The organism is Chitinophaga jiangningensis, from assembly GCF_900142605.1.
GTDB lineage: Bacteria > Bacteroidota > Bacteroidia > Chitinophagales > Chitinophagaceae > Chitinophaga > Chitinophaga jiangningensis.
On record NZ_FRBL01000005.1, the window covers coordinates 115,872 to 141,076 of the forward strand.

The 25,205-nt window shown below is 46.4% G+C and carries 19 protein-coding genes; 10 read left to right on the forward strand and 9 right to left on the reverse strand.

The genetic code is table 11. From position 1 onward, the window contains the following. Positions 1-9: 9 nt before the first annotated feature. A complete protein-coding gene (locus tag BUB18_RS13405; RefSeq protein WP_143159945.1) occupies positions 10-2,361 on the reverse strand; it encodes a hypothetical protein in 2,352 nt (783 codons plus the stop codon). A 368-nt stretch (positions 2,362-2,729) separates the two neighbouring features. Between BUB18_RS13405 and BUB18_RS13410 the strand changes: the two genes are divergently transcribed. Next, positions 2,730-3,053, forward strand: a complete 324-nt coding sequence (locus tag BUB18_RS13410) for an FHA domain-containing protein (protein ID WP_073081663.1) — start codon at positions 2,730-2,732, stop codon at positions 3,051-3,053. Here the strand turns inward: BUB18_RS13410 and BUB18_RS13415 are convergent. Continuing rightward, on the reverse strand, positions 3,050-3,790 hold the full coding sequence (locus BUB18_RS13415; RefSeq protein ID WP_073081665.1) for a carboxypeptidase-like regulatory domain-containing protein: 741 nt from the start codon (positions 3,788-3,790) through the stop codon (positions 3,050-3,052). The genes BUB18_RS13410 and BUB18_RS13415 overlap by 4 nt on opposite strands. A gap of 185 nt (positions 3,791-3,975) precedes the next feature. Here BUB18_RS13415 and BUB18_RS13420 point away from each other — a divergent pair, with 185 nt between their 5' ends. The 5 genes from BUB18_RS13420 (at position 3,976) to BUB18_RS13440 (ending at position 11,458) form a co-directional block, all read left to right on the forward strand. Then, a complete protein-coding gene (locus tag BUB18_RS13420; RefSeq protein ID WP_073081667.1) occupies positions 3,976-4,914 on the forward strand; it encodes a ribose-phosphate diphosphokinase in 939 nt (312 codons plus the stop codon). A 105-nt stretch (positions 4,915-5,019) separates the two neighbouring features. After that, positions 5,020-5,469, forward strand: coding sequence for a GNAT family N-acetyltransferase (locus tag BUB18_RS13425; RefSeq protein WP_073081669.1), 450 nt, complete (start codon positions 5,020-5,022; stop codon positions 5,467-5,469). A 139-nt stretch (positions 5,470-5,608) separates the two neighbouring features. After that, a complete protein-coding gene (locus BUB18_RS13430) occupies positions 5,609-9,094 on the forward strand; it encodes a SusC/RagA family TonB-linked outer membrane protein (RefSeq protein ID WP_083549936.1) in 3,486 nt (1,161 codons plus the stop codon). Between the two features lie 12 nt (positions 9,095-9,106). Continuing rightward, complete coding sequence (locus BUB18_RS13435) at positions 9,107-10,591, forward strand: SusD/RagB family nutrient-binding outer membrane lipoprotein (RefSeq protein WP_073081671.1); 1,485 nt, start codon at positions 9,107-9,109, stop codon at positions 10,589-10,591. A 153-nt stretch (positions 10,592-10,744) separates the two neighbouring features. Next, positions 10,745-11,458, forward strand: a complete 714-nt coding sequence (locus BUB18_RS13440) for a DUF2490 domain-containing protein (protein ID WP_083549940.1) — start codon at positions 10,745-10,747, stop codon at positions 11,456-11,458. 173 nt (positions 11,459-11,631) lie between these two features. On the opposite strand, the gene BUB18_RS13445 is transcribed toward BUB18_RS13440, so the two are convergent. The 3 genes from BUB18_RS13445 to BUB18_RS13455 form a co-directional block, all read right to left on the reverse strand. Continuing rightward, positions 11,632-12,111 carry a YcxB family protein gene (locus tag BUB18_RS13445; RefSeq protein WP_073081676.1) on the reverse strand — a complete coding sequence of 160 codons (480 nt, stop codon included), beginning with the start codon at positions 12,109-12,111 and terminating at the stop codon, positions 11,632-11,634. 18 nt (positions 12,112-12,129) lie between these two features. Next, entirely contained in the window at positions 12,130-12,630 is a 501-nt protein-coding gene (locus BUB18_RS13450) for a hypothetical protein (RefSeq protein WP_073081679.1), read from the reverse strand. Positions 12,631-13,215: 585 nt separating this feature from the next. Further along, complete coding sequence (locus BUB18_RS13455; RefSeq protein WP_262487682.1) at positions 13,216-16,560, reverse strand: vitamin B12-dependent ribonucleotide reductase; 3,345 nt, start codon at positions 16,558-16,560, stop codon at positions 13,216-13,218. 312 nt (positions 16,561-16,872) lie between these two features. Here BUB18_RS13455 and BUB18_RS13460 point away from each other — a divergent pair, with 312 nt between their 5' ends. Then, positions 16,873-17,634: a phosphoglycerol geranylgeranyltransferase gene (locus tag BUB18_RS13460; protein WP_073081685.1), complete on the forward strand. Its 762-nt coding sequence runs from the start codon at positions 16,873-16,875 to the stop codon at positions 17,632-17,634. Between the two features lie 81 nt (positions 17,635-17,715). Here BUB18_RS13460 and BUB18_RS13465 read toward each other — a convergent pair whose 3' ends face one another. The 3 genes from BUB18_RS13465 to BUB18_RS13475 form a co-directional block, all read right to left on the reverse strand. Further along, positions 17,716-18,168, reverse strand: a complete 453-nt coding sequence (locus tag BUB18_RS13465) for a carboxymuconolactone decarboxylase family protein (protein WP_073081688.1) — start codon at positions 18,166-18,168, stop codon at positions 17,716-17,718. Between the two features lie 272 nt (positions 18,169-18,440). Next, entirely contained in the window at positions 18,441-19,169 is a 729-nt protein-coding gene (locus tag BUB18_RS13470) for a LytR/AlgR family response regulator transcription factor (protein WP_073081691.1), read from the reverse strand. Between the two features lie 93 nt (positions 19,170-19,262). Continuing rightward, positions 19,263-20,150, reverse strand: a complete 888-nt coding sequence (locus BUB18_RS13475) for a sensor histidine kinase (protein WP_245805662.1) — start codon at positions 20,148-20,150, stop codon at positions 19,263-19,265. A gap of 370 nt (positions 20,151-20,520) precedes the next feature. Here BUB18_RS13475 and dxs point away from each other — a divergent pair, with 370 nt between their 5' ends. From dxs to BUB18_RS13490, 3 genes are all read left to right on the forward strand, one after another. Next, positions 20,521-22,446, forward strand: coding sequence for a 1-deoxy-D-xylulose-5-phosphate synthase (dxs, locus tag BUB18_RS13480; protein ID WP_073081697.1), 1,926 nt, complete (start codon positions 20,521-20,523; stop codon positions 22,444-22,446). A gap of 75 nt (positions 22,447-22,521) precedes the next feature. Then, positions 22,522-23,568: a ferredoxin--NADP reductase gene (locus BUB18_RS13485; protein ID WP_073081699.1), complete on the forward strand. Its 1,047-nt coding sequence runs from the start codon at positions 22,522-22,524 to the stop codon at positions 23,566-23,568. A gap of 52 nt (positions 23,569-23,620) precedes the next feature. Then, the gene (locus BUB18_RS13490) at positions 23,621-24,811 is read left to right on the forward strand and encodes a PAS domain-containing protein (protein WP_083549945.1); all 1,191 of its coding nucleotides are present in this window, start codon (positions 23,621-23,623) and stop codon (positions 24,809-24,811) included. Here the strand turns inward: BUB18_RS13490 and BUB18_RS13495 are convergent. Then, the gene (locus tag BUB18_RS13495) at positions 24,792-25,169 is read right to left on the reverse strand and encodes a hypothetical protein (RefSeq protein ID WP_073081705.1); all 378 of its coding nucleotides are present in this window, start codon (positions 25,167-25,169) and stop codon (positions 24,792-24,794) included. The two genes, BUB18_RS13490 and BUB18_RS13495, sit on opposite strands and share 20 nt — an antisense overlap. Positions 25,170-25,205 lie beyond the last annotated feature (36 nt).

A 25,205-nucleotide genomic window follows, 5' to 3' on the forward strand; every position in this document is an offset into this window, starting at 1 on the left:
ACGCATATATTATTTCAGTTGATATTGTAGTACAAGCGAGGTAGTAAATGTTCCAAACAGGTAATTCTGTGCTGTATTTAACAGATTTTTACGGCAATCCACATACAAATTGGCCTGCAACCGTTTCGTCAAACCTGCGGAAACCGTTTGCCGCAGCCCGGCCTGTTGCACGACAGATTTATTATCCAGGTAGGTAATGCCGGAACTACAGTTTAACAACTTAACCAGCTGATAACTGTAAGCTGTTTCAACTGTGATAAGGTTACCATACAACGCCTCATTACGCAAATCCTTGTTATAAAGCACATTAAAGGACAACAAGTGGGAGACTAATATAAAATTATGATTCAGGTTAACGTTCACAAGTACACTCTTGACAGGCATTACATTCACCTGCTGAAGACTTAACAGCATATTGGTGCTGGTTGGAATTGCCAGCAACCGTCCACTCACCAGGGAAGATATACTCAGATTTCGGTTTACATAAGCAGTAGTATTCGTACTATCCGTCGCTCCCTTCATCATCGATTGCCCGATCCGGCTAGTTAAGGTAAGGTTCTTTTTTACACGCATCCGGAAGTCCACCGCATACTGGCTGTTCTTCCACCTTGAATCCCCCATAGCAGCGATACGCGTATCTTGCCTGTCCATCCTAAAGCCTATTGCTACACGATTCTTTTGAAATTGCTTATCTATCTTTAACCCATATTTTATAGCCCCCCTGGTAGTACTGGGCGACCCGGGATTGCTGTAAGCCATTCCACTAAATTTAGCATAAACCCGCTGGTTCATGGATAATGACTTCACTTCCCCATTGTAATCAAGTCCTATGGAAACCGTTTCCATAAAGTCATTAAACATCCCGGCTGCAGCCGCTTTGGATGCTAATAAACCGCTATTATCATTCGCCACATTTTTATAGCTGGTGTTTGATTTTTCCAATTCGGCAGCAAGCGTACCATAGGCTCCGAAATCGATTTGCTCCGAAACAGCACCTACAAAAATATTTTTAGGTAACACCGGCATATTAAAGGAGTTTGGCTGCTGCTTAGTGTTGGCATTCAATGCCCCTACATGGGTATGCGCACCGTTGATATCTCCAGTCCCCAATTGCAGAAATTGCATGGCGTAATTACTTCCATCTAAATTGCTGCTCAACCCAATATTTTTTATATCACGCGCATCATTCCTGGTACCAATACCCACCATAGCAAATTTGTTATTAGATAGCAATGAACTCTGCAAACCAGACATAAATAAATCTTTTGTAAGCCCACGGCCTTCACCAGTTACGTTTCCGAGTTGTAAGCCACGCATTTCTAAAAATAATCTTTGAACAAAATTCAATGGTAGTAGTGATTTGATGGCTTCCTTCTGGTTTTCAGGACTGTTTACATCAGCTGTAATGATGTTATTCAGTTTGTGTTGAGATGAAAGGAGCCGTTGGATCGCCTTATCTTTAGCGATTTGTGCCTTCAGGCTATACAATTTATCCAGATACCTACCGGTAATGGAATCTGGCAGCGAAGTATTCCCATTAGCAACCACCTGCTTTATCTGAGCCGAATCCAGGTAAACCAACTCCTCCGGGCTGATTAAATTCCTTAAACTACTATCGCCGGAAATTTGTGTAACAGCGGACCGGATATTATCCAACTGATTTTGCAGGTAGCCTTTGACAGCCTTACCAACATCTAAATCTTTAAGAAAATATTTATCTACATCAAAGGATTTACCCACACTTTTACTGAGCCGCTCCATATATACATCCTTATTGAAATTAATATGCTTTAATCCTCTGCCAAACGCCCTGCTGTAGTCCCATGGCTGCCCTGCCAGCTGTGTGTAATTCAGATCAAAAGGAATATTCATCAACGTAACCTGATCATTCACTGCAGCTGTAAACTGAACAGGCATTACACTTCCAGGAGCATTATTCACTATCACGCCAGCTTGAGCCCCACCAAATTTGTTGGCAACAGCACCTTGCTTAAAATATATTCCCGCATCCATGCCTTCCCGCAGTGAGTAAAGTCCACGCAGACGTGTATCCACATACTTTTTAAGGGCTGAGGAGTCCCGCATCAGGCTATTGGCACCTTTTAGCTTTGTCCACTCTTCATTGCCATAATTCTGTGATACAAAACGGTGAAAGTTAGATTGAAAAGCAGCACTCAACATACCAGAGTCCTTCCAGGGAATTGTCGGCTGCTTTTTCATAATCGAGTCTAACATAGCTCCTTGTAAAGCATTTGCAGTTACAGGAAACTTATGTGGATCCATAGGTCCTTTCTTTTGTTGGGCCAACGCATAGGTAGCTGGCCACAATGCAAGAAAAGCATAAAAGAGTTTTCTTACCATGTGATACTAATAGGGAATATGATGTCGATCTGGTTACATAATATTGCTATGGCTTTTCATTATCCTGGTTGATATCTATACACAACAATTTTTTATGCTAACAAACTATACGCAATTCAACTAAAAATTATTTTAAAATGAAAGTACTTTATCTGACTTGACAACTTTAACCTCGATCTTTTTTACTATCCATAATTTGTGATTAATTCAATTAGCAATCACATTATCAGATATTTATGTAGCAATATATGATTCTCCCAATATTGCCTCACGTGCACCTGTAAAGGGAAGCAAAACATCCCCACTTCCGCCACACTGCTGCCTCCATTCAGTCCCTTCCCTGATATTTACCCATCAATGAACTTATCATGGAAAAAATCGCAACACCCATCGGCATACGACTCACCAATAAAGTTACCAACCGGTACTTCGAACTGAAATTTTTTAACGCCGCTCACTTCGGCCGTGAAAAAATGGGAAAAAGTATTTTCAATGACAATAGCATCAGCCGCAACCATTGCATGATCAAACTGATCAAGGACGACTATTGGGTGGTAGACGTAGGATCTACCTATGGCACATTTGTAGAAGTAGATGGAGAAGATATAGCATGTACTTCACTCGTACAGCTCCAAAATGGCGGCACACTTAAACTCGCCACCATACCTTTCCTGGTAGAATATATCTATTAACGGGAAGAATCTACAGAAACAGAAGGATTCGCCTTTTTCCACTGCTCAAAACTGTTCTTGATATACAGCAACAGGTCGTATTCCGAGGCATCATTTAAAAACTGATAACTCGGACGATATTTGTACATAAACGAGTCCAGCTCCGGACTTTGCAGCTTGGTCATACGACCCACCACTTCCGGCGAATAACGGTAATCAATAAACTTTTCTTTTTCCCAGTATTGCAGCTGCTCTTTAAACTGCTCTTTCCGCTGACGCGCTTTACTGGGCACCAGGTAGGTGAGGGCCGTGATAGGATTTGCCGGCAACGTTTTTAATACATCCATAGCCCCCGGCTTCTTGTAGTTGAAATAACGGTCATATTCAGCCCGCATTGCCAGTGAATCCTTATAGTGACTCTTCCCCTGCACATTTACACCACCCAACTCATACAGCCGCTTTTCCATCAACACATCAAAGGTGGCATTCATGCCCGGCGTCACTATAATTTTTGTTGCATAACTAACCATGGAGAATTCAAGGGTATCCCCGGGCATCGCCTCTATATAAAAACGACCATTCTCGGTACTGAGCGTACCGGTCATTGCCCGCTTATTTAAAATGGAAACAAAGGGAATCCCCACTTTAGTATCCTGATCCGCCACCATACCAGATAATCTAACTTGTGCGACCGTATCCTGCAGGTTGATGAAAAAGAAAAGAAATAATGCTCCGATATATGCGTAAAAACGAATCATGAACGACGTTATCAACCAAAATTAAACTTCCACCCGCAAAAGAAACGTTAAAATGACCTGCGCCAAATCTTAAAATTTTCTAAATACGACAGTGCTCTTTAACAAAATTATTAATTCTCAACCGTATAAATATCCTACCTGTCCATATTATTAGCTATTTTTACCATAATCCAGTGATATTTTTTATGTCCCAGAAAGTCATTTTCGCTACACAACACTATCAATACCTAAAAGACAGACTCCTCGCCATCTCCGTTCCACAATGGGAAAACGGTGAACTCGATATCCGCGATTTCCCCGATGGCGAACACTATCACCGCATACTTACCAACGTAAGAAACCGCGAAGTTATCCTGTTAGGTGGCACCATCGACGATAAAGAAACCCTGGAATTATACGATCTCGCCAGCGGCTGCATCCAGCTCGGCGCCTGCTCCATCACCATCGTAATCCCCTATTTCGGCTATTCCACCATGGAAAGAGCCGTGAAATACGGCGAAATCGTAAAGGCCAAAACCAGAGCCCTCCTGTTCTCCTCCCTGCCACTCACGGCACAGGGTACACAAGTGGTCATGATTGACCTACATGTGGACGGGATTACACACTATTTCGAAAGCAATGTGCGCCCCACCCACCTGTACGCTAAAGATTTTGTTAAAGATGCTGCCCGCGAACTGGCCGACGGCAAACCCTTTGTACTGGCCAGCACCGACGCCGGTCGCGCCAAATGGGTGGAATCCCTCGCTAACGACCTGCACGTGCCCGCAGCATTCGTGTTCAAACGCCGCCTCTCCGGCGAAGAAACCGCCATCACCGCCATCAGCGCTGATGTAAAAGATAAAACCGTCATCATCTACGATGATATGATCCGCACCGGCGGCTCCCTCATCCACGCCGCAGAAGCCTACCGCGACGCCGGCGCCCGCGAAATCTTCGTCATCACGACCCACGGCATCTTCGCAGGAAACGGCTTTCAACGTATTAAAGACAGTGGCATCATCAAAAAGGTAATCTGTACCGATACGCATCCCAACGCACTCACCATTCAGGACGAACTCCTCGAAGTACGCTCCGTAGATCACCTCATCGTCAACTTTTTCGAAAGCAACACATTTGGCATATAAATCTGTTGGCAGGCTATTTGTAAACAATCGTTTGCAGAGGGAATCATGCATAACGTAATCAATTGCAGAGAAATACCATGCATTTAATCATCCTGACTATTGCTCATGCTGAATTTTCGTATAATCGAGTACGGTAGCTGCGACTACCACAACATGGTAGCCTTACGTGATGAAATATTACGGAAACCACTGGGATTAACATTCTCGGAAGATTATCTGCAACAGGAAATCAATGATGTACTGATTGGCGCTTTCTACACTGATAACGATTCAACATCCATCGTAGGTTGTTGCATACTCACTCCTTACGAAGAAGAAGATGTGGTGCAACTCCGCCAGATGGCTGTAGCCTCCAATGTTCAGAGAAAAGGTATCGGCAGCGATATCATCTCCTACGCCGAAGATCTTGCACGCAACGATGGTTTTAAAGTATTAATGATGCATGCACGACAAGAAGCCACCGGCTTCTATCAGAAACTTGGCTACACACGCATTGGACAAGAATTTACAGAAGTAGGCATACCTCACTTTGAAATGCGGAAAAACCTGATTTAATTTTTTTTGCCCTTAAACCCATTGTCAAGGGCCACTTGATTGTATAGTTATATTGATAGATCAAATGCCAATATAACTGTAGGCAGCTAAGGTTATCCTTAGTGTCAAAAAAATTTGTAACCAAATCGTGCATTATACAATGAGAAGCCAAGTACTAGCCTGGTTGGGGCTGTGCTATGCCCTTTTCTGCTATACCTCCAGCAGCGCATACACACTCCCGCATGGGTACCTGCATATCCGGCAGCAAAAGGATACCACTACCCCCGTAGTCGTAAAACCAGCCGCTGATACTACTCCTGTAAAACCCGTAAAGGATACGTCCGCACCAGCGAAAGACACCAGCAAAACCGCTCCCGTAAAGGACTCCGGCACAACTCAGCAACCTAAGCAGGATACCGGACTAATCCTTCCTCCGGACGAAAAAACAGCTAAGGAAGAAGTAAACAAATTCAATCTGATAGGCACCATCAAAGATGATGCAGGCACTGCCATTCCCGGTGCGATGATCAAGAATAAGAAATCCGGCGCCGTAGCTCAGTCTACCCCCGCTGGTACTTACTCCATCAAAGCCGGCATCAACGACACCATCCTTGTTAGTGCTCCTACCTTTGCTGAACAAACCATCCCTGTAACCAAACGCGGTGAAATCAATATACAACTGACACCCGCCAGTGCAGGAAAAAAAGTACTCAACGAAGTAGTAGTAACCGCCCTCGGTATCAAAAAGAACCCACGCAGCGTAGGTTTCGCCATGTCTGAAGTAACCGGCAATGCCGTACAGGAAGCAAAAGAAGTTAACTTCGTAAATGCCCTCAGCGGTAAAGTACCCGGCCTGCAGGTTAATACCAACACCGGCTCTATGGGAGGCTCCTCTAAAATCACTATCCGCGGGGTTAAATCTATCCTCGGTGATAATAACGCCTTCTTCGTGGTCGACGGCATTCCTATCATGAATACCAACACCAACCAGGGCGGCCAGCTCAATGGTGGCGGTGGTTATGACTATGGTAGCCCCCTGCAGGACATCAACCCGGAAGATATCGATAACATCTCCGTACTCAAAGGCGCCGCCGCTACAGCCCTCTATGGCAGCCGCGGAGCGAATGGTGTACTCCTGCTCTCTACCAAAAAACGCCCGGATGCAGAAGGTGGTATCGGCGTTACCTATTCCCTCAACGCACAGATGGACCAGGTATACGTACTGCCTAAATACCAAAACACCTACGGCGGTGGCGGTAACGGCTTATTCGATACGCTATACTATAATCAACATCCGGAAGGATTCCTCAACGAACAAAGCGCAACCTATGACGACAACAACGGTAAAGGCCGCTATGATCTCATGCCACAGTACTACGAAGACCAATCTTGGGGTCCCAAGCTGCAAGGCCAGATCATCCGCCCTTACTGGTCATGGGGCAAAGACAAAAACAATCCTTTCTTCGGCCAAACTACTCCCTGGGTGGCACAGCCTAACAACGTAAAGGACTTTTATAAAACCGGCGTTACCATCACCAACAATATCGCCATGAGCGGCGCTAACGATAAAGGCGCTTTCCGCCTCTCTTACGGTAACATGGACCAGAAATTTGTACTGCCTAATTCTACACTCAAACGTAATAACCTCTCCTTCAACGGTAACTATAAACTGGCAAAAGGCCTCACCGCTACTGCTGCAGTAAACTATAGCTCGCTGCAGGCGAAAGGCCGCCCGGGTACAGGCTTTACAGGCCCTAACCCCACCCTCCAGTTTACCATGTACGGCCAACGCCAGCTGGAACTGGATAAAGAAAAAATCTACCAGTATCCTGATGGTTCACAAATGACCTGGAACCGCCGTGCATGGAACAACGATACCATGTCTTCCAGCAACGGCCCTTACTGGAACCGCTATATGGACTACGAAACGGATAGCCGTAACCGTATGTTCGGTTATGCCGGCCTCGACCTCGACGCCACCAAATGGCTCACCCTCCGCGGCCGCGTATACATCGATGACTATAATCAACTCGAAGAAGAAAGAACCGCGAAAGACTACGTAGTAGGTGGATATATCAAACGTATCCGCACCTCAAGAGAAATGAACTACGAAGTAACCGCTAATGCACATAAAGAATTGGGTGAGGACTTCATGCTCAACGCTACCGTAGGTGGTAACGTCATGCACCGCAAATGGACTACCACAGGCGGTTCTACCAATGGCGGACTGATCACACCTGGCGTATATAATCTCGCCAACAGCGTGGCGCCAGCCACTCCAATCGATGATTACTTCGAAAAACAAATCAACTCCGCATTCGCCACCGCTAACCTCGGCTACAAGAACTTCCTGTTCCTGGACCTGACCGGCCGTAGCGACTGGAGCTCCACGCTGCTAAAAGGAAATAACCAGTATTTCTATCCGTCAACTTCCCTGTCGTTCGTGTTCTCCGATCTGCTGAAAGACTGGACCTGGCTTAGCTTTGGTAAACTGAGAGGTAGTGTGGCCGCCGTTGGTAACGATGCTGATCCCTACCGCCTGTACGATACCTACCAGTTCGTACAGCCATTTGGTAGCAACCCAATCAACACTTTCAATCCCACTAAAAATAACCTGGACCTCAAACCTGAACGTACTACAGAATTTGAAACAGGTATCGAACTCAAGTTCCTCGATAATCGTATAGGCGTTGACTTTACCTACTACGACAAAACCACCAAAGATCAGCTGCTGCCATTGCAGGTACCTGCTGCAACCGGCTACACCAGCACTTTCGTAAACGGTGGTAGCGTGCAGAACAGAGGTATAGAAGTAGGCGTGAACCTCAACCCAATCCGCCTTAAAAACGGATTCCGCTGGGATATCAATGCTAACGTAGCCCGCAACAGAAACAAACTGCTGAACATGGATGTGGAACAGTATAACCTGTCGCTGCCAATGCTCAACATCGGTACGGACAGACGTACCCAGAAAGTATCTGTGGTAGCCAAAGTAGGAGAGCCGCTGGGTACCATCATGGGCACGGACTATGTATATGATGGCAACGGTAACAGAGTGGTAGACGCTGCAACAGGCTACTATAAAGTGAGTGCCATCAAACCTATTGGTAACGCCTATCCGGATTATGTTGGTGGTGTAACCAACAGCTTCAGCTATAAAGGTATTTACCTGTCGGCACTGGTTGATTTCCAGAAAGGCGGCAACTTCTTCTCCTATACTAATTTATATGGGGAGAAATCAGGGCTGCTGGAAAGCACGGTCGCAAATAATATTCGTGAAACCGGTATCATCGTACCTGGAGTTACGGAAGATGGTAAGCCAAATGAGAAAGTGATCACGGCCAAAGATCATTTCAACTTCAACGGCGGTAACGTAATCAGTAAGGCTAACCTCTATGATGCAAGCTACATTTACCTCCGTGAAGTAAAAATCGGTTATAACCTGCCGGAAGCATGGTATAAGAAGATCAAGGCACAGGCTGCCCGTCTGTCATTCTACGGCCGTAACCTGTGGCTGATCAAATCTAATGCACCAAACGTGGATCCATCCAACATCATCAATTCCTCCTCTAACGTGCAGGGTATTGAAGGTGGTGCATTACCTTCTCTCAGATCACTCGGTGTTAACCTGAATGTTTCATTCTAAATTTTTGTGAAGATGATGAACAAGCTTTTTAAGTATAGCAGCATAGCTTTGGTAGTAAGCGCGATGATTTTCTCCGGCTGTAAAAAACTGGACGAAATGAATCGTGATCCCACCAAACCCACCACCACACAGCCGCAATACCTGCTCACCGGTGCACAGAAAACGGCAATGGACATCTTGTACAGCGGCCTCCAAAACGGATATATCGCCATGGAGTATGCACAGTTCTGGACGGGTAACTCACGCACCAACGATGCACAGTTCCAGCTGGATGAAGGTAATAACGCGGCCTTATGGAATACGTTGTATAGTCAGTCACTCCACAACCTGGACGACCTGATCAAACAAAATAATTCCAAAACCGACAAAACAGGCGTACCTAACCAGAACGCCATCGCCATGATCATGAAAGCCTGGCTCTTCCAGATACTGGCCGATACTTATGGTAATGTGCCTTATTCAGCGGCATTCAATATCACTACGGATATTACACCAGCATACGATGACGCACAAACGATTTATAAATCACTGGTAGATTCAGTCGAACAACAACTGACCATACTCGATGAATCACAGAGCAGCTTCAATTCAGGAGATATCATTTATAATGGTAAAGTAGGGCTGTGGAAAAAACTGGGACACTCCCTGTTGCTCCGCCTCGCTATCCGCATGGCCGACGCTAATCCACAACTGGCACAGCAAATCATCGAAAAGCATTATAAAGATGCATTTACCGGAAACATCGATAATGCTCAGTTTACGTATCTGAATGCTGCGCCAAACAAATTTCCGTACAACGACTCAGAAAGAGAGATCAGCGAGTTCTTCGTAACATCCACCTTAACGGATTATATGAAGAGCGTAAACGATCCGCGACTGAACATTTTTGCACGTCCTGCCAGGAATTCAGATACCATCAAAGGCATGCCATACGGCACTTCCAGCTCTGATCCCGGACGTTTAACACCGAATGAATATTCCTTCCCCGGCACACAGGTGTATAGTGCTACCATGCCGGGTATCCTGATGACTTATTCCGAAGTGGAATTCATCCTGGCAGAAGCGGCAGCAAGAGGCTGGAATGTAGGCGATGCTAAAACGCACTACGAAAACGGTGTGAGAGCATCCATCGACTACTGGCGCTTACTCGCCAAAGCGGATATCAGCGATGCTGCTATTAACGACTACCTCACCCGCGTACCTTATAATGCGTCCGACTGGCGCAATGTGATAGGTACGCAGAAATGGTTGTCGCTTTATCCACAAGGCTTCCAGGCATGGTTTGAACGTACCAGGCTGCATTTTGCCAAACCTGGCGGCGCAGCACTGTTCATCAAACCGGTATCCGGCTCTGTTGATCCAAGCGTAACCATGGTACCTTTCCGCCTCACCTACCTGGTATCAGAAACCACGCAAAACGCGGAAAACTATACAACAGCTGCGCAGGCGATCGGTGGTGATAAAAAAGGAACGCAACTCTGGTATAATAAATACTAAACAACTAATAACTAACACAACTACAATCAACGGCGCCCGGATGCAGCTCACAGCTGCTCCGGGCGTTTCTCTTTTTTACCATTTATCTACTCCCGCTTTTCTGAAAGGCAGCTATGATTTATCTTTAGCCCCAACCTATATTCATTAGAAGCCATGATTAGAAAAATTTCGTGCCTGCTGATGGTGGCATTTTTATGCCAAACCGCCACTGCACAGGACATGACACATGCTTATCAGAACTGGTATACGTATTTTGGTACCGCTAAGCTCAACAGTAAATTTGCCATTCCTTTTGATGTTCAACTTCGCCTCCGTGATGGTTTCAGCGACAAAGGCCAGCTGCTGATCCGTGGCGGATTACAGTATTCGCTGAACAAACAGCACCATATCCTGCTGGGGTATGCCTATGTGCCTACTTACAATGGTACGGCCGACTCCTGGCTGCCGGAGCACCGCATCTACCAGCAGTACATCTACAAAGCCCCCAGGCTGGATATGACACACCGCTTCCGCCTGGAGCAACGCTGGGTAGGACAGCCCAATGCCACTGCACCTTACAAACCCGTGGACGACTGGAAATACGGCAACAGAACCAGGTACTTTAACCGTACCGTCCTGCCTTTCAGGAAAAAACCTGCTACGCCGTATGTAGCACTCCAGGAAGAAATTTTCCTGAACCTTTGGGGAAATGAGATCAATAATATCTTTTTTGATCAAAACCGTTTCCTGGCAGCCATCGGCTACCAGTTCAAGCCAGATCTGCGGGTGGATATCGGTTATATGAACCAGCTGGTACAGGTGAATTCAGGCGCAAAAACGATGAATCACATCCTACACTTTGCGGTTTTTCATAATTTTAAACTCTGAGTTAAAAAGGGAGTCACCTGCGGCGACTCCCTTTTTAACGCTATAACAGAAAATAAAGCGCCCTCCGCGCGCAGCGCGGACCTCCCTCAGATGATGCCGAAGGCATCATCTGCAAATCGCTAAAAAAACTCAGGAAAATGAATCAGCCGAAAGAACCCCGGCCTGCAGAAAAACTACTCAATCTTCTCTTTCAGCAACCTCACACACCCTTCATACTGCTCTTCCGAATTAAAAGCACTGGCAGGAATTAAGAAAAACGTTTTCTTATCACGATAGAGGTATATAAATTTCTTGGTATCTACTACTTTAGAAAATTTATTCCAGCTGATGGTGCGCTCATGGTAGGAGCCACCGGTAGAGATGAGCATACCGTCGTCGCCAAATTTCAGACGGATATCGTCTTTGAAAGTAGCAGCACGATTATAAATAGATACCGGCAGCAGGTACCAGAATATCCAGGTGAGCACCAGGATCATGATGGTAATGCCTGTTAAGGCGCCGATTGTAACTAAGCTGAAGAAATAGCCGGCGAAAGTTGCCAGCAGAAAGATGATAATGGTGTTGCGAAAAACCTTGATTTCGCCACGATGCATAAAATGGTACCGTAATGCACTCAACACCTCGCCCTTATTGTAATTAAATTCTACATGCATTACCGAATGCCACCAGGTTTATCTGTTAACTGAAATAGATAAAGGGTTATCCATATCATCACGTACAGTAACTGCTTCTTTTTTACGTGAGCGCTTCACATTACTGAGGTCATCCTCACTGAAGCCAGGAAAGTTCTTTTTTACGAAGAGAAAATATTGTTGCAGCACCTTAGGATCCACCTTGAATGGAAACAGCAGCTCCTTACCGCTCGACTTTAAAAAGTCGCCGGCATTCACTTTACTTTCATTCTGAAGGTACCATTTGTACAGATCCACAATCGCTTTTTCCAACTCGGCTTCATCTACCCGTTCAGGAGCATCAGCCCTGGGAAACAATAAAACAAATTCTTCTACCCGGAGTGGTTTGTTATTGTTGACGGTCTTAGAGTTATTGCGGTTATCGTTGTTGTCTCCACCGTTTTTATCTCCATTGTTGCCTCCGTCTTTAAACCCAGTGTTGGCATTTGCTGATGCGGCTGCGGCCAAAATTACCAACAGCATAAACAACAGCTTCTTCATAAGGCGCAAAATTTACGGACTTAAAAATACAATTTATTTTGGGATTAAGTTATGTTAAAATTTTTTCGGGAAAATTGGGCAAAAAGTCGGAAAAACACACATTTTCATATAAAAACAAAAGCAATGGGCGAACCATTGCTTTCGAGAGTCATTTACAGTGCGTGAAGATTCACGCGGTGTAGGAATATTTGGTTTTTCATAGGACAGTAACCATAATAAAAATTAATACAATAACAAATATATAAAAATTATATCATGACGGTACATAAACGCCAAATATTGACGAAAAAGAAAAATAGGCCGTTCATTTTTCGATTTAGCGAAAAAAAAGCCTGATTTTAAAATGAAAATTAAAACCCGGTCATCGGACCCGATAACCAGTGGATATAAATGTGAAAGTAGGAGTGGGGTAATTCCCCAAAAACAGGTGTTCTATAAAAAAATAAAAGGGCGCCTAGAAAAGCGCCCTCAATTTGTTACTATCCTATGAAAACCCTATTTGAATACAAAGGTAAGTGCATGTTATTTTTCTTTGAAATTTTAGAGGCACAATAACATATCGTTAACAAGAGTTACAACATTGAATCAGCTACAACCCATGCTGTTACCGCAATTCAGGCATTTATAACAGGTTCCTGACCTCACCGTAATATGACCACAGGTATTACACGCAGGCGCATCACTCTGCATACTCCGCAGGTAATCTTGCGTACTATTTTCACCTTTGTGTACCGCAGTCACAGCCTGCTTTACAGGCTTTTGGGGAGACGCCGGCTGCGACGCCGCCGCAGTCACCCGTATACTCGATAATTGCGGCCCCGCAGCAGGTAACTCCTCCTCGTCATCCTCTCCTGTATTTCCCGGACCATCCAGCACATGCACCAGGTCAGTCCGGCCCAAATATTCATATCCTAAAACACGGAATATATAATCAATTAAAGATGTTGCTGATTTGATATTCGGATGATCCACCATACCCGCCGGCTCAAAGCGCGTAAACACAAACTTGTCCACAAATTCCTCCAGCGGCACCCCATACTGCAAGCCAATGGAAACCGCTATGGCAAAGCAGTTCATTAAACTGCGCAAGGTAGAGCCCTCCTTCGCCAGGTCCACGAAAATCTCACCCAGCGTACCATCATTGTACTCCCCGGTACGCACAAAAATCGTTTGCCCACCCACATTCGCCTTCTGCGTAAACCCACTCCGCTTGGTAGGCAAAGTTTTACGCTCCACAATGCGGGATAACTGACGTTTTAGGGTGGTATCCTTACTAGCCAGCATCCGCTTATTCACCTCCTCCAGCAACTCATCAATACTCAGCTGATCCAGGTTGATCATCTGTGATCCTTCTGCCACCGGCGCATCCCCCTTCTTCTTTTTATCAGTTTTATTGCTCAGCGGCTGACTTAATTTACTGCCGTCCCTGTATAAAGCACAGGCTTTCAGCCCCAGCTGCCAGCTTAGCATATAGGAATCCGCAATATCCGCTACCTCCGCCTCGTGCGGTAAATTGATGGTTTTGGAAATAGCCCCCGATATAAACGGTTGTGCCGCCGCCATCATACGGATATGCCCGTGCGGATGTATATATCTCTTCCCGATTTTTCCACATTTATTCGCACAGTCAAATATCGGCAAATGCTCCGCTTTCAGATATGGCGCTCCTTCCACCGTCATCGTACCACATACATAATCATTGGCCGCCTCAATTTCCTCGTCGCTAAAGCCTAACGCATGGAGTAAACTGAACTCCAGGTTAAAATATTCCTCGGGCTTGAAACCTAACCTTTGTAAACATTCTTCTCCCAATGTATGCACATTGAATACAAAAGATATATCAAAAGAGGAGATGACCGCATTATCCAGCTTCTTCAGCTCCTCGGCTATAAATCCTTTCTCAGAAAGCGTTTGATGGTTGATGTAAGGAGCGCCCGCAAATGAACCGGTGCCCTTTGCATAATCCACAATAGCCTTGATTTCAGCAGAGGCATACCCCAGGTGCTCCAGCGCAGAAGGAATAGACTGATTTATAATCTTAAAATATCCACCACCTGATAACTTCTTAAATTTAACAAGAGCAAAATCAGGTTCCACACCGGTAGTATCACAATCCATCACCAACCCGATAGTGCCGGTTGGCGCAATAACGGTAGCCTGCGCATTACGATACCCATAAATCTCTCCCAACTTAACCGCTTCATCCCAGGCCTTGGTGGCTGCTTTCAGCAGGTAATCCGGACAATAGAGGGCATTGATACCTTTGGGCCTTATTTCAAGTCCTTCATAGGCTTCCACAGCATCATAAGCAGCCGCACGGTGATTACGCATCACACGCATCATGTCCGCCCTGTTTTCCTCATATTTTGCAAACGCTCCCAGGTGCGCCGCCATCTCCGCGGAGGTTTTATACGCAATACCCGTCATAATCGCAGTGATGGCCCCCGCTATACCACGTGCCTCCTCACTGTCGTACGCAATACCACTTACCATCAGCATGGAACCCAGGTTGGCATACCCCAGGCCCAACGTACGATAATCGTAGCTTAACTGCGCTACTTCTTTTGACGGAAACTGCGCCATCAGCACTGATATCTCCAGCACCACCGTCCATAACCGCACGGTATACTCAAACCCGCTCACATCAAATAAATTGCTGCCCTCATCGTAAAAGCGGCGCAGGTTTACCGATGCCAGGTTACACGCGGTATTATCCAGAAACATATATTCAGAGCAGGGATTGGATGCATTGATGCGCCCTCCCTGCGGACAGGTATGCCATTCGTTGATTGTCGTATCGTATTGCGTACCGGGATCAGCGCAACGCCAGGCGGCATAGGCAATCTGGTCCCACAGCTCGCGGGCCTTCACCGATTTCACCGGTTTGCCGGTAGTGCGACTCATAAGATCCCAGTCGGTATCCTCTTCCAGCCGGCGAAAAAATTCATTAGGAATTCTAACAGAGTTATTGGAGTTCTGACCGGAAACAGTACGGTAAGCTTCTCCTTCATAGTCGGAAGAATAACCTGCCGCAATCAGTGCACCCACTTTCTTTTCTTCTTCTACTTTCCAGTTGATGAAGTCCATGATTTCCGGGTGATCCAGGTCCAGGCACACCATTTTAGCAGCGCGGCGTGTGGTACCGCCTGACTTTATCGCCCCCGCAGCGCGGTCGCCGATTTTGAGAAAGCTCATTAACCCGCTACTGGTACCACCACCACTGAGCTTTTCGCCCTCTCCGCGAATCTGCGAAAAGTTGGTACCTACGCCGGAACCATATTTAAAAATCCGGGCTTCCCGCATCCACAAATCCATGATCCCCCCGTCATTTACCAGGTCATCGGAAACACTGAGAATGAAGCAGGCATGCGGCTGCGGACGTTCATATGCGGAAGTGGATTGCTCCAGTTTACCCGTATTTTGCTCCACATAATAGTGACCCTGTGGCTTACCTTTTATACCATAACTCTCATGTAAGCCGGTATTAAACCATTGCGGCGAATTAGGGACGCAACCCTGATTGAGCATACAATACACCAGTTCATCATAAAATACCTGGGCATCCCGGGGAGATGCAAAGTACCCGTACTTTTCACCCCATACGCGCCAGCAGTTAGCCATCCGGTGCACTACCTGCTTCACGGAAGTCTCCCTGCCAAGACTACCATCGGGCTGGGGCACCCCCGCCTTCCTGAAATATTTCTGGGCAAGAATATCCGTGGCTATCTGCGACCATCCGGCCGGAACCTCCACATTATTCATTTCAAATACAATATCACCACCGGGGTTCCTGATAACAGAAGACCGAAAGTCATATTCAAACTGCTCATAAGGGCTCTTCCCCGCCTTGGTAAACTGACGTGTAAACTCAAGACCGGCTTCTCTGTTTGCTGGATTTTTCATGCTGGTACATTTCTTAGGATTATACAATACTTGGTTACTGCGTGTGGGCTTTACTAAATTAATTTTTTAATTGCGGAGGACAACGCATTTATTTTGCACAACTTGTGGATAATTCCACAAACTCTTTCAGGGGCTGAATTGTTATTAAAGATCTACTTTCCACGGGTTTTTCCGGCTTAAAATTTGCCGTAAAAAACGCATTAGGAATATGTTACTTATATGCATGTATTTATCAAGCTATTCATGAATAAAAAATGAATGTCATGCATATTTATTTATCAATGTAGGTTATTAATAAAAAAATTATACATTTGCGACAACCGGAACAATGCGCTATTGATGTACAATAAAATATACAATTCGTTCATCGAAAGAAAGGCTAAGAAGGAAAAAGCATTCGCGGTTCTTGTAGATCCTGATAAGGTAACGCCTGCCGGGATCATTGAACTGGCCGCTAAATGCACCGCTGCTAAAGTAGACTATATCTTCCTTGGCGGCAGCCTTGTTATTACCGATCATTTGGATGAATGTGTTCAACAACTAAAAGCCAGTTGCGATATCCCGGTTGTACTATTCCCGGGAAGCCCGTCACAGGTATCACGCTACGCCGATGCGCTGTTGTACTTATCCATGATCTCAGGCAGAAACCCTGAATTATTGATCGGTCAGCATGTGGTATCCGCTGCTGCTGTGAAAAAGAGTGGCCTGGAAGTCATCTCCACCGGGTATATGGTGATCGATGGTGGCGCGCCTACTACTGTTTCCTACATCAGCAACGCAACACCCATTCCTTCTGATAAGGCAGATATTGCAATGTGTACCGCCATGGCCGGCGAAATGCTGGGCATGAAGGTGATCTATATGGATGCAGGCAGCGGTGCCCGTATCCCGATTTCTGAAAGCATGATAAGCAGGGTTTCCAGCCAGGTAAGCGCCCCTATCATTGTTGGCGGAGGTATCAGAGATGCTGAAAAAGCTTATCTGAACTGCAAAGCCGGTGCCGATATCATCGTGGTGGGTAACGCCATAGAAAACGACCTCTCCCTGATCAAAGAACTCGCAGATGCTGTTCACTCCGTAACAGCTCCCGTTAAAGCATAATATTAAGATCTGATCTAAAACGCAAAGAAAAGGGCTACGTACTCCGTAGCCCTTTCACATTTGTGCTATATTGGCTTCAACTTAACCTAAACTTCCTGGTACATATCCACCCGGCACCGTATGGAAGGCACGATTCAGCATATTCCAGGAATTAATGGTAACAATCGCCAGCGTAATGTCGGCAATCTGCGCTTTATCGAAGTACTTTGCCAGGTTGTTGAATGTTTCGTCCGACACGTTCATGGCCGTGGTTTCCTCCGTGTAAGCCAGTACCGCACGCTCTTCCTCCGTATAGTACGGGCACTCCCTCCAGGCGCTCAGTGAGTATAAACGCTGCTCTTTTTCACCGAGCTGAATAGCATCTTTCCAATGCATATCCAAACAAAATGCACAGTCATTGATCTGGGAAGCACGGAACTTAATCAGTTCCCCCAGAATCGGGTCCAGACCCGATTTTTTCACATACATACCGGTTTTGAACAGTCCGTCGAGTGCTCCTTTATTAACATCTTCAAATTTGATTCTTGCTTCCATGGTGTTTAATTTTTTATAGTTAATGTTATTAAGTCGTTGTACGCTTATAAGACCAACTTCAAAAGCTAAACGTGACAGATTTCTAAAAAAATTTCCGCGCTAAGCGCGAAACTCCTCAGAATGACACCGAAGGTGTCATTCTAAAAACACACAATCTCCTATAAATCAAATAATTAAAAAGGGCCGCCGGGAAACCGGCAGCCCTAATATTTTGTTAGCAACTTTACAAGCACGGCCCTCGCCGTGTTATTTACAACACACTTTAGATTAGATCAGAGACTCATCATCTCCTTAAATTTCACCGCCTGTCTGCGGCTTACTTCAATTTTTTCACCTCCGCGCATCTCCAGTAATAAGCCCCCATTGAAATAGGTGTCTATTTTTTCGATCATGCGCAGGTTTACAATATGCTTACGGTTGGCACGGAAAAACACGCGCTCATCCAGGCGCTCTTCCAGCGCATTAAGCGACTTTAAAATCAATGGCTTGTTAGCCTCAAAATACACCCTCGCATAGTTTCCCACACTCTCAAACAGGCGGATTTCCTGCAGCTTTACAAACCAGCAACGGTCCCCGTCTTTAACAAACACCTGGTCGCTTTCAGACAACATCGTGCGTACCGCACCGGTAGCAGCCATACGTTCCTTCTCGTCCTGCTGATGCAGCTTGTGAATAGCATCCGCCAAACGCTTAGGCTCCACCGGCTTCAGCAGGTAGTCCAGCGCATTGTACTCAAATGCTTTCAAAGCATACTCATCATAGGCAGTCGTGAAAATAACCTGAGGCGTCTTTTCCAGCTCTGCAAGCAACTCAAACCCGGTTTTATCCGGCATCTGTATGTCCAGAAACAGCAGGTCAGGATGTAAGGTCTCAATCTTCTCGATACCATCCTTCGCATTCACGGCTTCTCCTACCACAACAATCTCCGGATGGTCAGCAAGCAGCTTTTTTAACTCACTCCTGGCCAGGCGTTCATCATCAATTATCAATGCTTTTTTCATTGGCAATATGAAGTTTGGTTGATGAATAATTTTGTTAATATAAATATGCCGTAACCGGATATCTCCAATTACAGCGGTTTATTACCTTTTTGTTTACAAAATTGGCATCAGCACCCTGGCTTCTACCAGGTCACCGGTCTTATTCCGAATCTCGAAAGAAGCCCGGTTCCCAAATAGCAAACTCAGTCGCTGACGGGTGCTTTCCAGCCCAAAACCATGCCCGTTTTTGGTTTTCTCCACAAACTGACCGGTGTTTTCAATCATGATCTCATGTTGTAAACCCTTCAATTTTGAGCTGATATACACATATCCACCGCTGATTTCTTTGGAAATCCCGTGTTTTATGGCATTTTCCACCAAAGTTTGTAACATCATCGGTGGCACCTGTAATCCTAACGTATCAGGATCTATATCATATGTTACCCGCAAACGCTCCTCAAAACGGATGGTTTCCAGCGCCAGGTAATCTTTTACAATGTTTAATTCCTTCTCCATACTCACCGTTTCCGACTTCTCCGCCGCCATAGAGCTGCGCAGGATGTTGGAAAGCTCCGTTATCGCCGTCCTGGCACGCTGTGGATTCTCGTCCACCAACGCCCGGATACTGTTCAACGCGTTGAATATAAAGTGCGGATTCAGCTGCGCCTTAATCGTTTTCAACTCCAGTTCCTTTACTGTGGCCTGCAACGTCAGCTGGTCCAGCTTCGCCATTCTCGACTTTTCCACATAATGGTAAAGGAAATAAATCCCCCACCAGGGCGCCAGTACCAGGTAAAAAGTCATTAAACCACCCAGCACATCCGTCACCTCATCTGCCAACACATACAGCACCAGCAGGTAGTACACCCCATACATCAATGTTCCGGAACCAATCCACATGGCGAAAAAAAGCAATAACTGCTTTTCCAGCGGATAGGACTGCCAGTCCCACCTGCGCACCAGCAACCGGAACAGGTGAGTAGCTATGAACCCCGATAGCATGATGGTATATAAACGCTGAAGATATATGTCTGTATTCCTGCCCTGAGAAGCGTAAGTATTTGTCAGAAAATACGCTAACCACCCTACAATCTGGCACCACCAATATTTCGAAATATGCTTAAACATTTATATAAGTTAGAGTACTTCCCGTATATCCAAATATACTTTTCGGGTATCCAGCGTAAAACCTAAATGTTACCAATGGCCCGTAGGCTGGTTAACTGGTTCGGATCGCAGGTAATAAAGCCTGATGCGGCAGTTTCACCGAAGTTCCGTAAATTTAGGAAACTATCAGCTTGTCAACAAACCGTCAACCAGAACCGCTTTTTTACGTATTTTTGTTCTTTAATAAAAACCCTGAGCCATTATTATGAATATTACGGCTGGTCAACTGTTGAGCCAAATACAGAATCCTGCTGATCTTAAAAAGCTAAGCAAGGAACAGCTTCACCAGGTTTGTGAAGAACTACGTCAATACATCATTGACGTTGTAAGCGTGCATGGTGGCCATTTTGCTGCCAGCCTGGGAGTGGTGGAACTGACAGTGGCATTGCATTACGTTTTTAATACGCCTTACGATCAACTGGTATGGGACGTTGGTCACCAGGCTTACGGCCATAAAATTCTTACCGGAAGAAGAGAGGTATTCCCTACCAACAGGAAATACAAAGGCATCAGCGGTTTTCCTAAAAGAGACGAAAGCGAATACGATACTTTCGGTGTAGGACACTCCTCCACCTCCATTTCCGCAGCACTCGGCATGGCCATGGCCTCCCATTACAAAGGGGAGTTCGACCGCCAGCATATCGCCGTTATCGGCGATGGCGCCATGACTGCCGGTATGGCCTTCGAAGCACTCAACCACGCCGGCGTAGCCAACGCTAACGTGCTGATTATCCTCAATGATAACTGCATGTCTATCGATCCAAACGTAGGCGCACTCAAAGAATACCTGACCGATATCACCACTTCTCCTACCTACAACAAACTCCGTGACGACGTCTGGAACCTGTTGGGCAAACTGCCGGTAGGGAAAAACTTCACCCGCGACATGGCCTCCAAACTGGAAGCCAGCCTAAAAGGGGTGGTATCCAAGTCCAGCAACCTGTTCGAATCCTTCGGTATGCGATACTTCGGCCCCATCGATGGCCATAATATCACCAAACTGACGGATACCCTCCAGGACCTGAAAGATATTCCAGGCCCTAAACTGCTGCATATCGTTACCACCAAAGGTAAAGGCTATGCCCTCGCAGAAAAGGATCAAACCACCTGGCACGCACCAGGCCTGTTCGATAAAATCACCGGCGAGATCTTTAAGAAAGTTCCTGAAAGACCTCAGCCACCCAAATACCAGGACGTTTTTGGTCATACCATCATCGAACTGGCAGAGAAAAACGATAAAATACTCGGTATCACCCCGGCCATGCCTTCCGGCTCCTCCCTCAAATTTATGATGGAGAAAATGCCTGAACGCGCCTTCGACGTAGGTATCTGTGAACAACACGCCGTTACCCTCTCCGCAGGTATGGCCACCCAGGGAATGCGGGTGTTCTGTAACATCTATTCCTCCTTCTTCCAGCGCGCCTTTGACCAGGCCGTGCACGACGTGTGCATACAGAAATTACCGGTCATCTTCTGCCTCGACAGAGCCGGCCTCGTCGGAGAAGACGGTCCTACCCACCACGGCGTGTACGATATCGCCTACATGCGCGGTATCCCTAACGTAATTATCAGCGCCCCCATGAACGAGGAAGAACTCCGCAACCTCATGTACAGCGCCCAATTACCGGATAATAACATGCCGTATGTAATCCGCTACCCACGCGGCCAGGGTGTTATGCCTGAATGGCGCACACCGTTCAAAGCCATCAAACCTGGTACCGGGCGCAAACTCCGCGATGGTAAAGATATCGCCATCCTCACCCTCGGTCACCCGGGTAACTTCGCCACCGAAGCCATCCGCGAACTCCTGGCCGACGGACTGCAGCCAGCACACTACGATATGCGCTTCGTGAAACCACTCGACGAAGCAATGCTCCACGAAGTGTTCACCAATTACGATAAAGTCATCACCATAGAAGACGGTACCATCACCGGCGGTTTTGGCAGCGCCATCCTCGAATTCATGGCCCGCCACCAGTATAAAGCTGAACTCCGCATGCTCGGCGTACCCGACAAAATCATCGAACACGGCAAACCGGAGGAACTCTTCCGCGAATGTGGTTACGATGCCGCCGGTATCGCCCGCACCGTACGCGAAATGATGAAAAATAAAATCACTGTGACGGCCTAAAACGCCCAACCAGCATATATTTTAAGACCAGAGTTACAGGCCCCGCCTGTAACTCTTTTTTTACCCGGCAAACCCATGTATCTCCAACTACGCATCACAGCCATCACCAGGGAAACAGAAGACACCCGCACCTACGCACTGGAAAATGTAGCCGCAGCAAAAATTGACTACCTCCCCGGACAATTCCTCACCTTCCTGGTAAACCTCCACGGTATTGAACACAGGAGGTCTTATTCCCTCTCCACCACACCCGGGCTGGACACCCACCTGGCCGTAACCGTACGGAGAAAAGAAAACGGTGAAATCTCCCGGCATATCCTGCAACACTGGCAACCCGGTACCATCGTGACCGCCCTGGAACCCACCGGCCGATTCACACCCGGCCCAGCCAGCACTCAGGTACGGGATATCTTCCTCCTGGCCGCCGGCAGCGGTATTTCACCGGTATACGCCATCCTGCGACACCTCCTCCACACCGAACCTACCGCGCACATAAAACTGATCTATAGCAACTCAACACCGGAAAGAACCATATTCCTCCGGCAGATCCAGGAACTGGAAAAGCAATTTCCCACCCAGTTCCATGTCATCTACCTATATAGTAACGACCCGGACGCACACCATGCCTACAGGCGCCTGAGCAATACCCTGCTGGAAATGCTGGTAAAAGACCACCTCCGCTATGAGCCCACAAACGCACAATTCTTTCTCTGCGGCCCTTTCGACTACATGCGGATGATCATCATGACCCTCACTTTCATCGGCTTTAAAGATAGTCAGCTCCATAAAGAAAACTTCGTGGTAAATACCGCCGCAAAAATTGAGAAAACCGGTGTACCGGAAGATGACAGCCCACGGGCACTAACCCTGCGTATAAAAGGAGAGGAGTACCAACTAAACATTCCCGGCAACCAGCCTATCCTGCAATATGCCCTGGAACAGGGCATAGCACTGCCTTACAGCTGCAAAGGAGGGGTTTGCGGCTCCTGCACCGCCCAATGCAATAAAGGCAATATCTGGATGTCCGTAAATGAGGTACTGACGGAAAAGGAACTGAACCAGGGCCTCGTGCTTACCTGCACCGGTTATGTAAAGGATGGGCCCGCTGAATTGGAATTATAAAAATATCTGATGGGATCAGCAGTTTTTTGTGAAAAATTAATGAACTTCAGGAATGCAAAAGGCTTCGCTAAAGATTGTCATAGTGTGCCTGTTGTTAATTGTAGCAGGCATCAACGGATACTTCCTGATAGCAGCTCAGTCTGGCACACTTAATATAGCAGTTCATTCTCAATACCTGCTGCTCTGTAATGAATTATTACTCATTGCCGTCATTACAGTACTAACAGTCATGACTATACGGAAAAACAACCATAGTCTGCAATACGAACGGCTCTTCTTCGATCATCCAATTCCCATGTGGATATACGACAAGAACACCCTCCGGTTCATGTCTGTTAATAATGCCGCCATCAGCAAATACGGCTACAGCCGGAAAGAATTCTACAACCTAACGTTAAAGGATATACGTGATAAAGAGGAAGTACCATTTCTCATGCGCAATATCGAGGAGCGCTGCAACGGCGTAGAGTACCGCGGCATCTGGAAGCACCGCAAGAAAAACGGTTCCAACTTCTTCGTGGAAATTTACGCGCATTCTGTTACCTATCGCGGCAAGGAAGCCAGGTTTATTATGGCCAAAGATGTGGACGATCAGGTAAGGGCCGCACAGCGAGCCTCCGCAGAAGGAGTCCGCTATGAACTACTGGCGCAGGCTACTAATGATGCGGTGTACGACCGGAACCTCGTGACAGGCGTTATTGCCTGGAACCACGGCCTTTCCAGCATTTTTCAATACGACAATAACAAGTTTACGGAAGTGCTGCAATGGTGGAAAAATAACATCCACCCGGATGACAAACAACTGGTCATGAACTCGCTGGAAAATACACTGCTGGCCAACAAACGCTACTGGTCCGCCGAATACCGCTTCCGTTGCGCCGATGGCAGCTTTAAGTATATTTCAGACAGGGCAAATATTTCCTATGAAGGTCATATGGCCGTTCGTATGATCGGTATGATGCAGGATATAGATCAACACATCCGCCAGGCACAACTGCTCGAAGAGCAAAACAAAACACTCAAGGAAATCACCTGGATCAATTCCCATGAAATCCGCCGCCCCGTAGTATCTATACTGAGTATTACCCAGCTGTTCGACAAGGAAAATAAGGATATACAACTCAATTCCCAGCTAATGGAATGGCTGCATCAGTCCACCCTCCAGCTGGATGAAATCATACATAAAATTGAACGCAAAGCCCGTCAGATCAACGACGATCCGCCTACGCGTGGGCTGTCATAAAATTATTAAACTCGCTTTTTAACTCTCCGTAGAGCTTCTGGAAAGTTTCCATCCGATCCTGCATCGTGTCGTAATTATCGATCGGACGGTCGTCGTGATGCACCTGCGCGGGCGTATCAGATAAACTTTTTGCGCACTGCTTAATATCGTGGAACATTTCATCGGCAACTTCCCGCTGCCTTAATAATCGGTTTTCAAAGTGTTCTACCCGGTGCATGATATCCTTAGGCGCCTTACTTAATGCAATCTGTTCCAATCTTTCCCTCATCAACACTACTTCTTCCCTTACTTCTCTCACCTCTTCCTTCCAGGAATTAATCTGCTCATGCAGCTCAGTTGGTTGCGTGGTTGTACCCATGGTGTATGGATTTAATGATGACTGAATATGATTTAT

Coding starts and splice junctions, on each gene's coding strand:
- BUB18_RS13405 (WP_143159945.1), bottom strand. CDS start 2,361: ATGGTAAGAAAACTCTTTTATGCTTTTCTTGCATTGTGGCCAGCTACC.
- BUB18_RS13410 (WP_073081663.1), top strand. CDS start 2,730: ATGGAAAAAATCGCAACACCCATCGGCATACGACTCACCAATAAAGTT.
- BUB18_RS13415 (WP_073081665.1), bottom strand. CDS start 3,790: ATGATTCGTTTTTACGCATATATCGGAGCATTATTTCTTTTCTTTTTC.
- BUB18_RS13420 (WP_073081667.1), top strand. CDS start 3,976: ATGTCCCAGAAAGTCATTTTCGCTACACAACACTATCAATACCTAAAA.
- BUB18_RS13425 (WP_073081669.1), top strand. CDS start 5,020: ATGCTGAATTTTCGTATAATCGAGTACGGTAGCTGCGACTACCACAAC.
- BUB18_RS13430 (WP_083549936.1), top strand. CDS start 5,609: ATGAGAAGCCAAGTACTAGCCTGGTTGGGGCTGTGCTATGCCCTTTTC.
- BUB18_RS13435 (WP_073081671.1), top strand. CDS start 9,107: ATGATGAACAAGCTTTTTAAGTATAGCAGCATAGCTTTGGTAGTAAGC.
- BUB18_RS13440 (WP_083549940.1), top strand. CDS start 10,745: ATGATTAGAAAAATTTCGTGCCTGCTGATGGTGGCATTTTTATGCCAA.
- BUB18_RS13445 (WP_073081676.1), bottom strand. CDS start 12,111: ATGCATGTAGAATTTAATTACAATAAGGGCGAGGTGTTGAGTGCATTA.
- BUB18_RS13450 (WP_073081679.1), bottom strand. CDS start 12,630: ATGAAGAAGCTGTTGTTTATGCTGTTGGTAATTTTGGCCGCAGCCGCA.
- BUB18_RS13460 (WP_073081685.1), top strand. CDS start 16,873: ATGTACAATAAAATATACAATTCGTTCATCGAAAGAAAGGCTAAGAAG.
- BUB18_RS13465 (WP_073081688.1), bottom strand. CDS start 18,168: ATGGAAGCAAGAATCAAATTTGAAGATGTTAATAAAGGAGCACTCGAC.
- BUB18_RS13470 (WP_073081691.1), bottom strand. CDS start 19,169: ATGAAAAAAGCATTGATAATTGATGATGAACGCCTGGCCAGGAGTGAG.
- BUB18_RS13475 (WP_245805662.1), bottom strand. CDS start 20,150: ATGCTATCGGGGTTCATAGCTACTCACCTGTTCCGGTTGCTGGTGCGC.
- dxs (WP_073081697.1), top strand. CDS start 20,521: ATGAATATTACGGCTGGTCAACTGTTGAGCCAAATACAGAATCCTGCT.
- BUB18_RS13485 (WP_073081699.1), top strand. CDS start 22,522: ATGTATCTCCAACTACGCATCACAGCCATCACCAGGGAAACAGAAGAC.
- BUB18_RS13490 (WP_083549945.1), top strand. CDS start 23,621: ATGCAAAAGGCTTCGCTAAAGATTGTCATAGTGTGCCTGTTGTTAATT.
- BUB18_RS13495 (WP_073081705.1), bottom strand. CDS start 25,169: ATGGGTACAACCACGCAACCAACTGAGCTGCATGAGCAGATTAATTCC.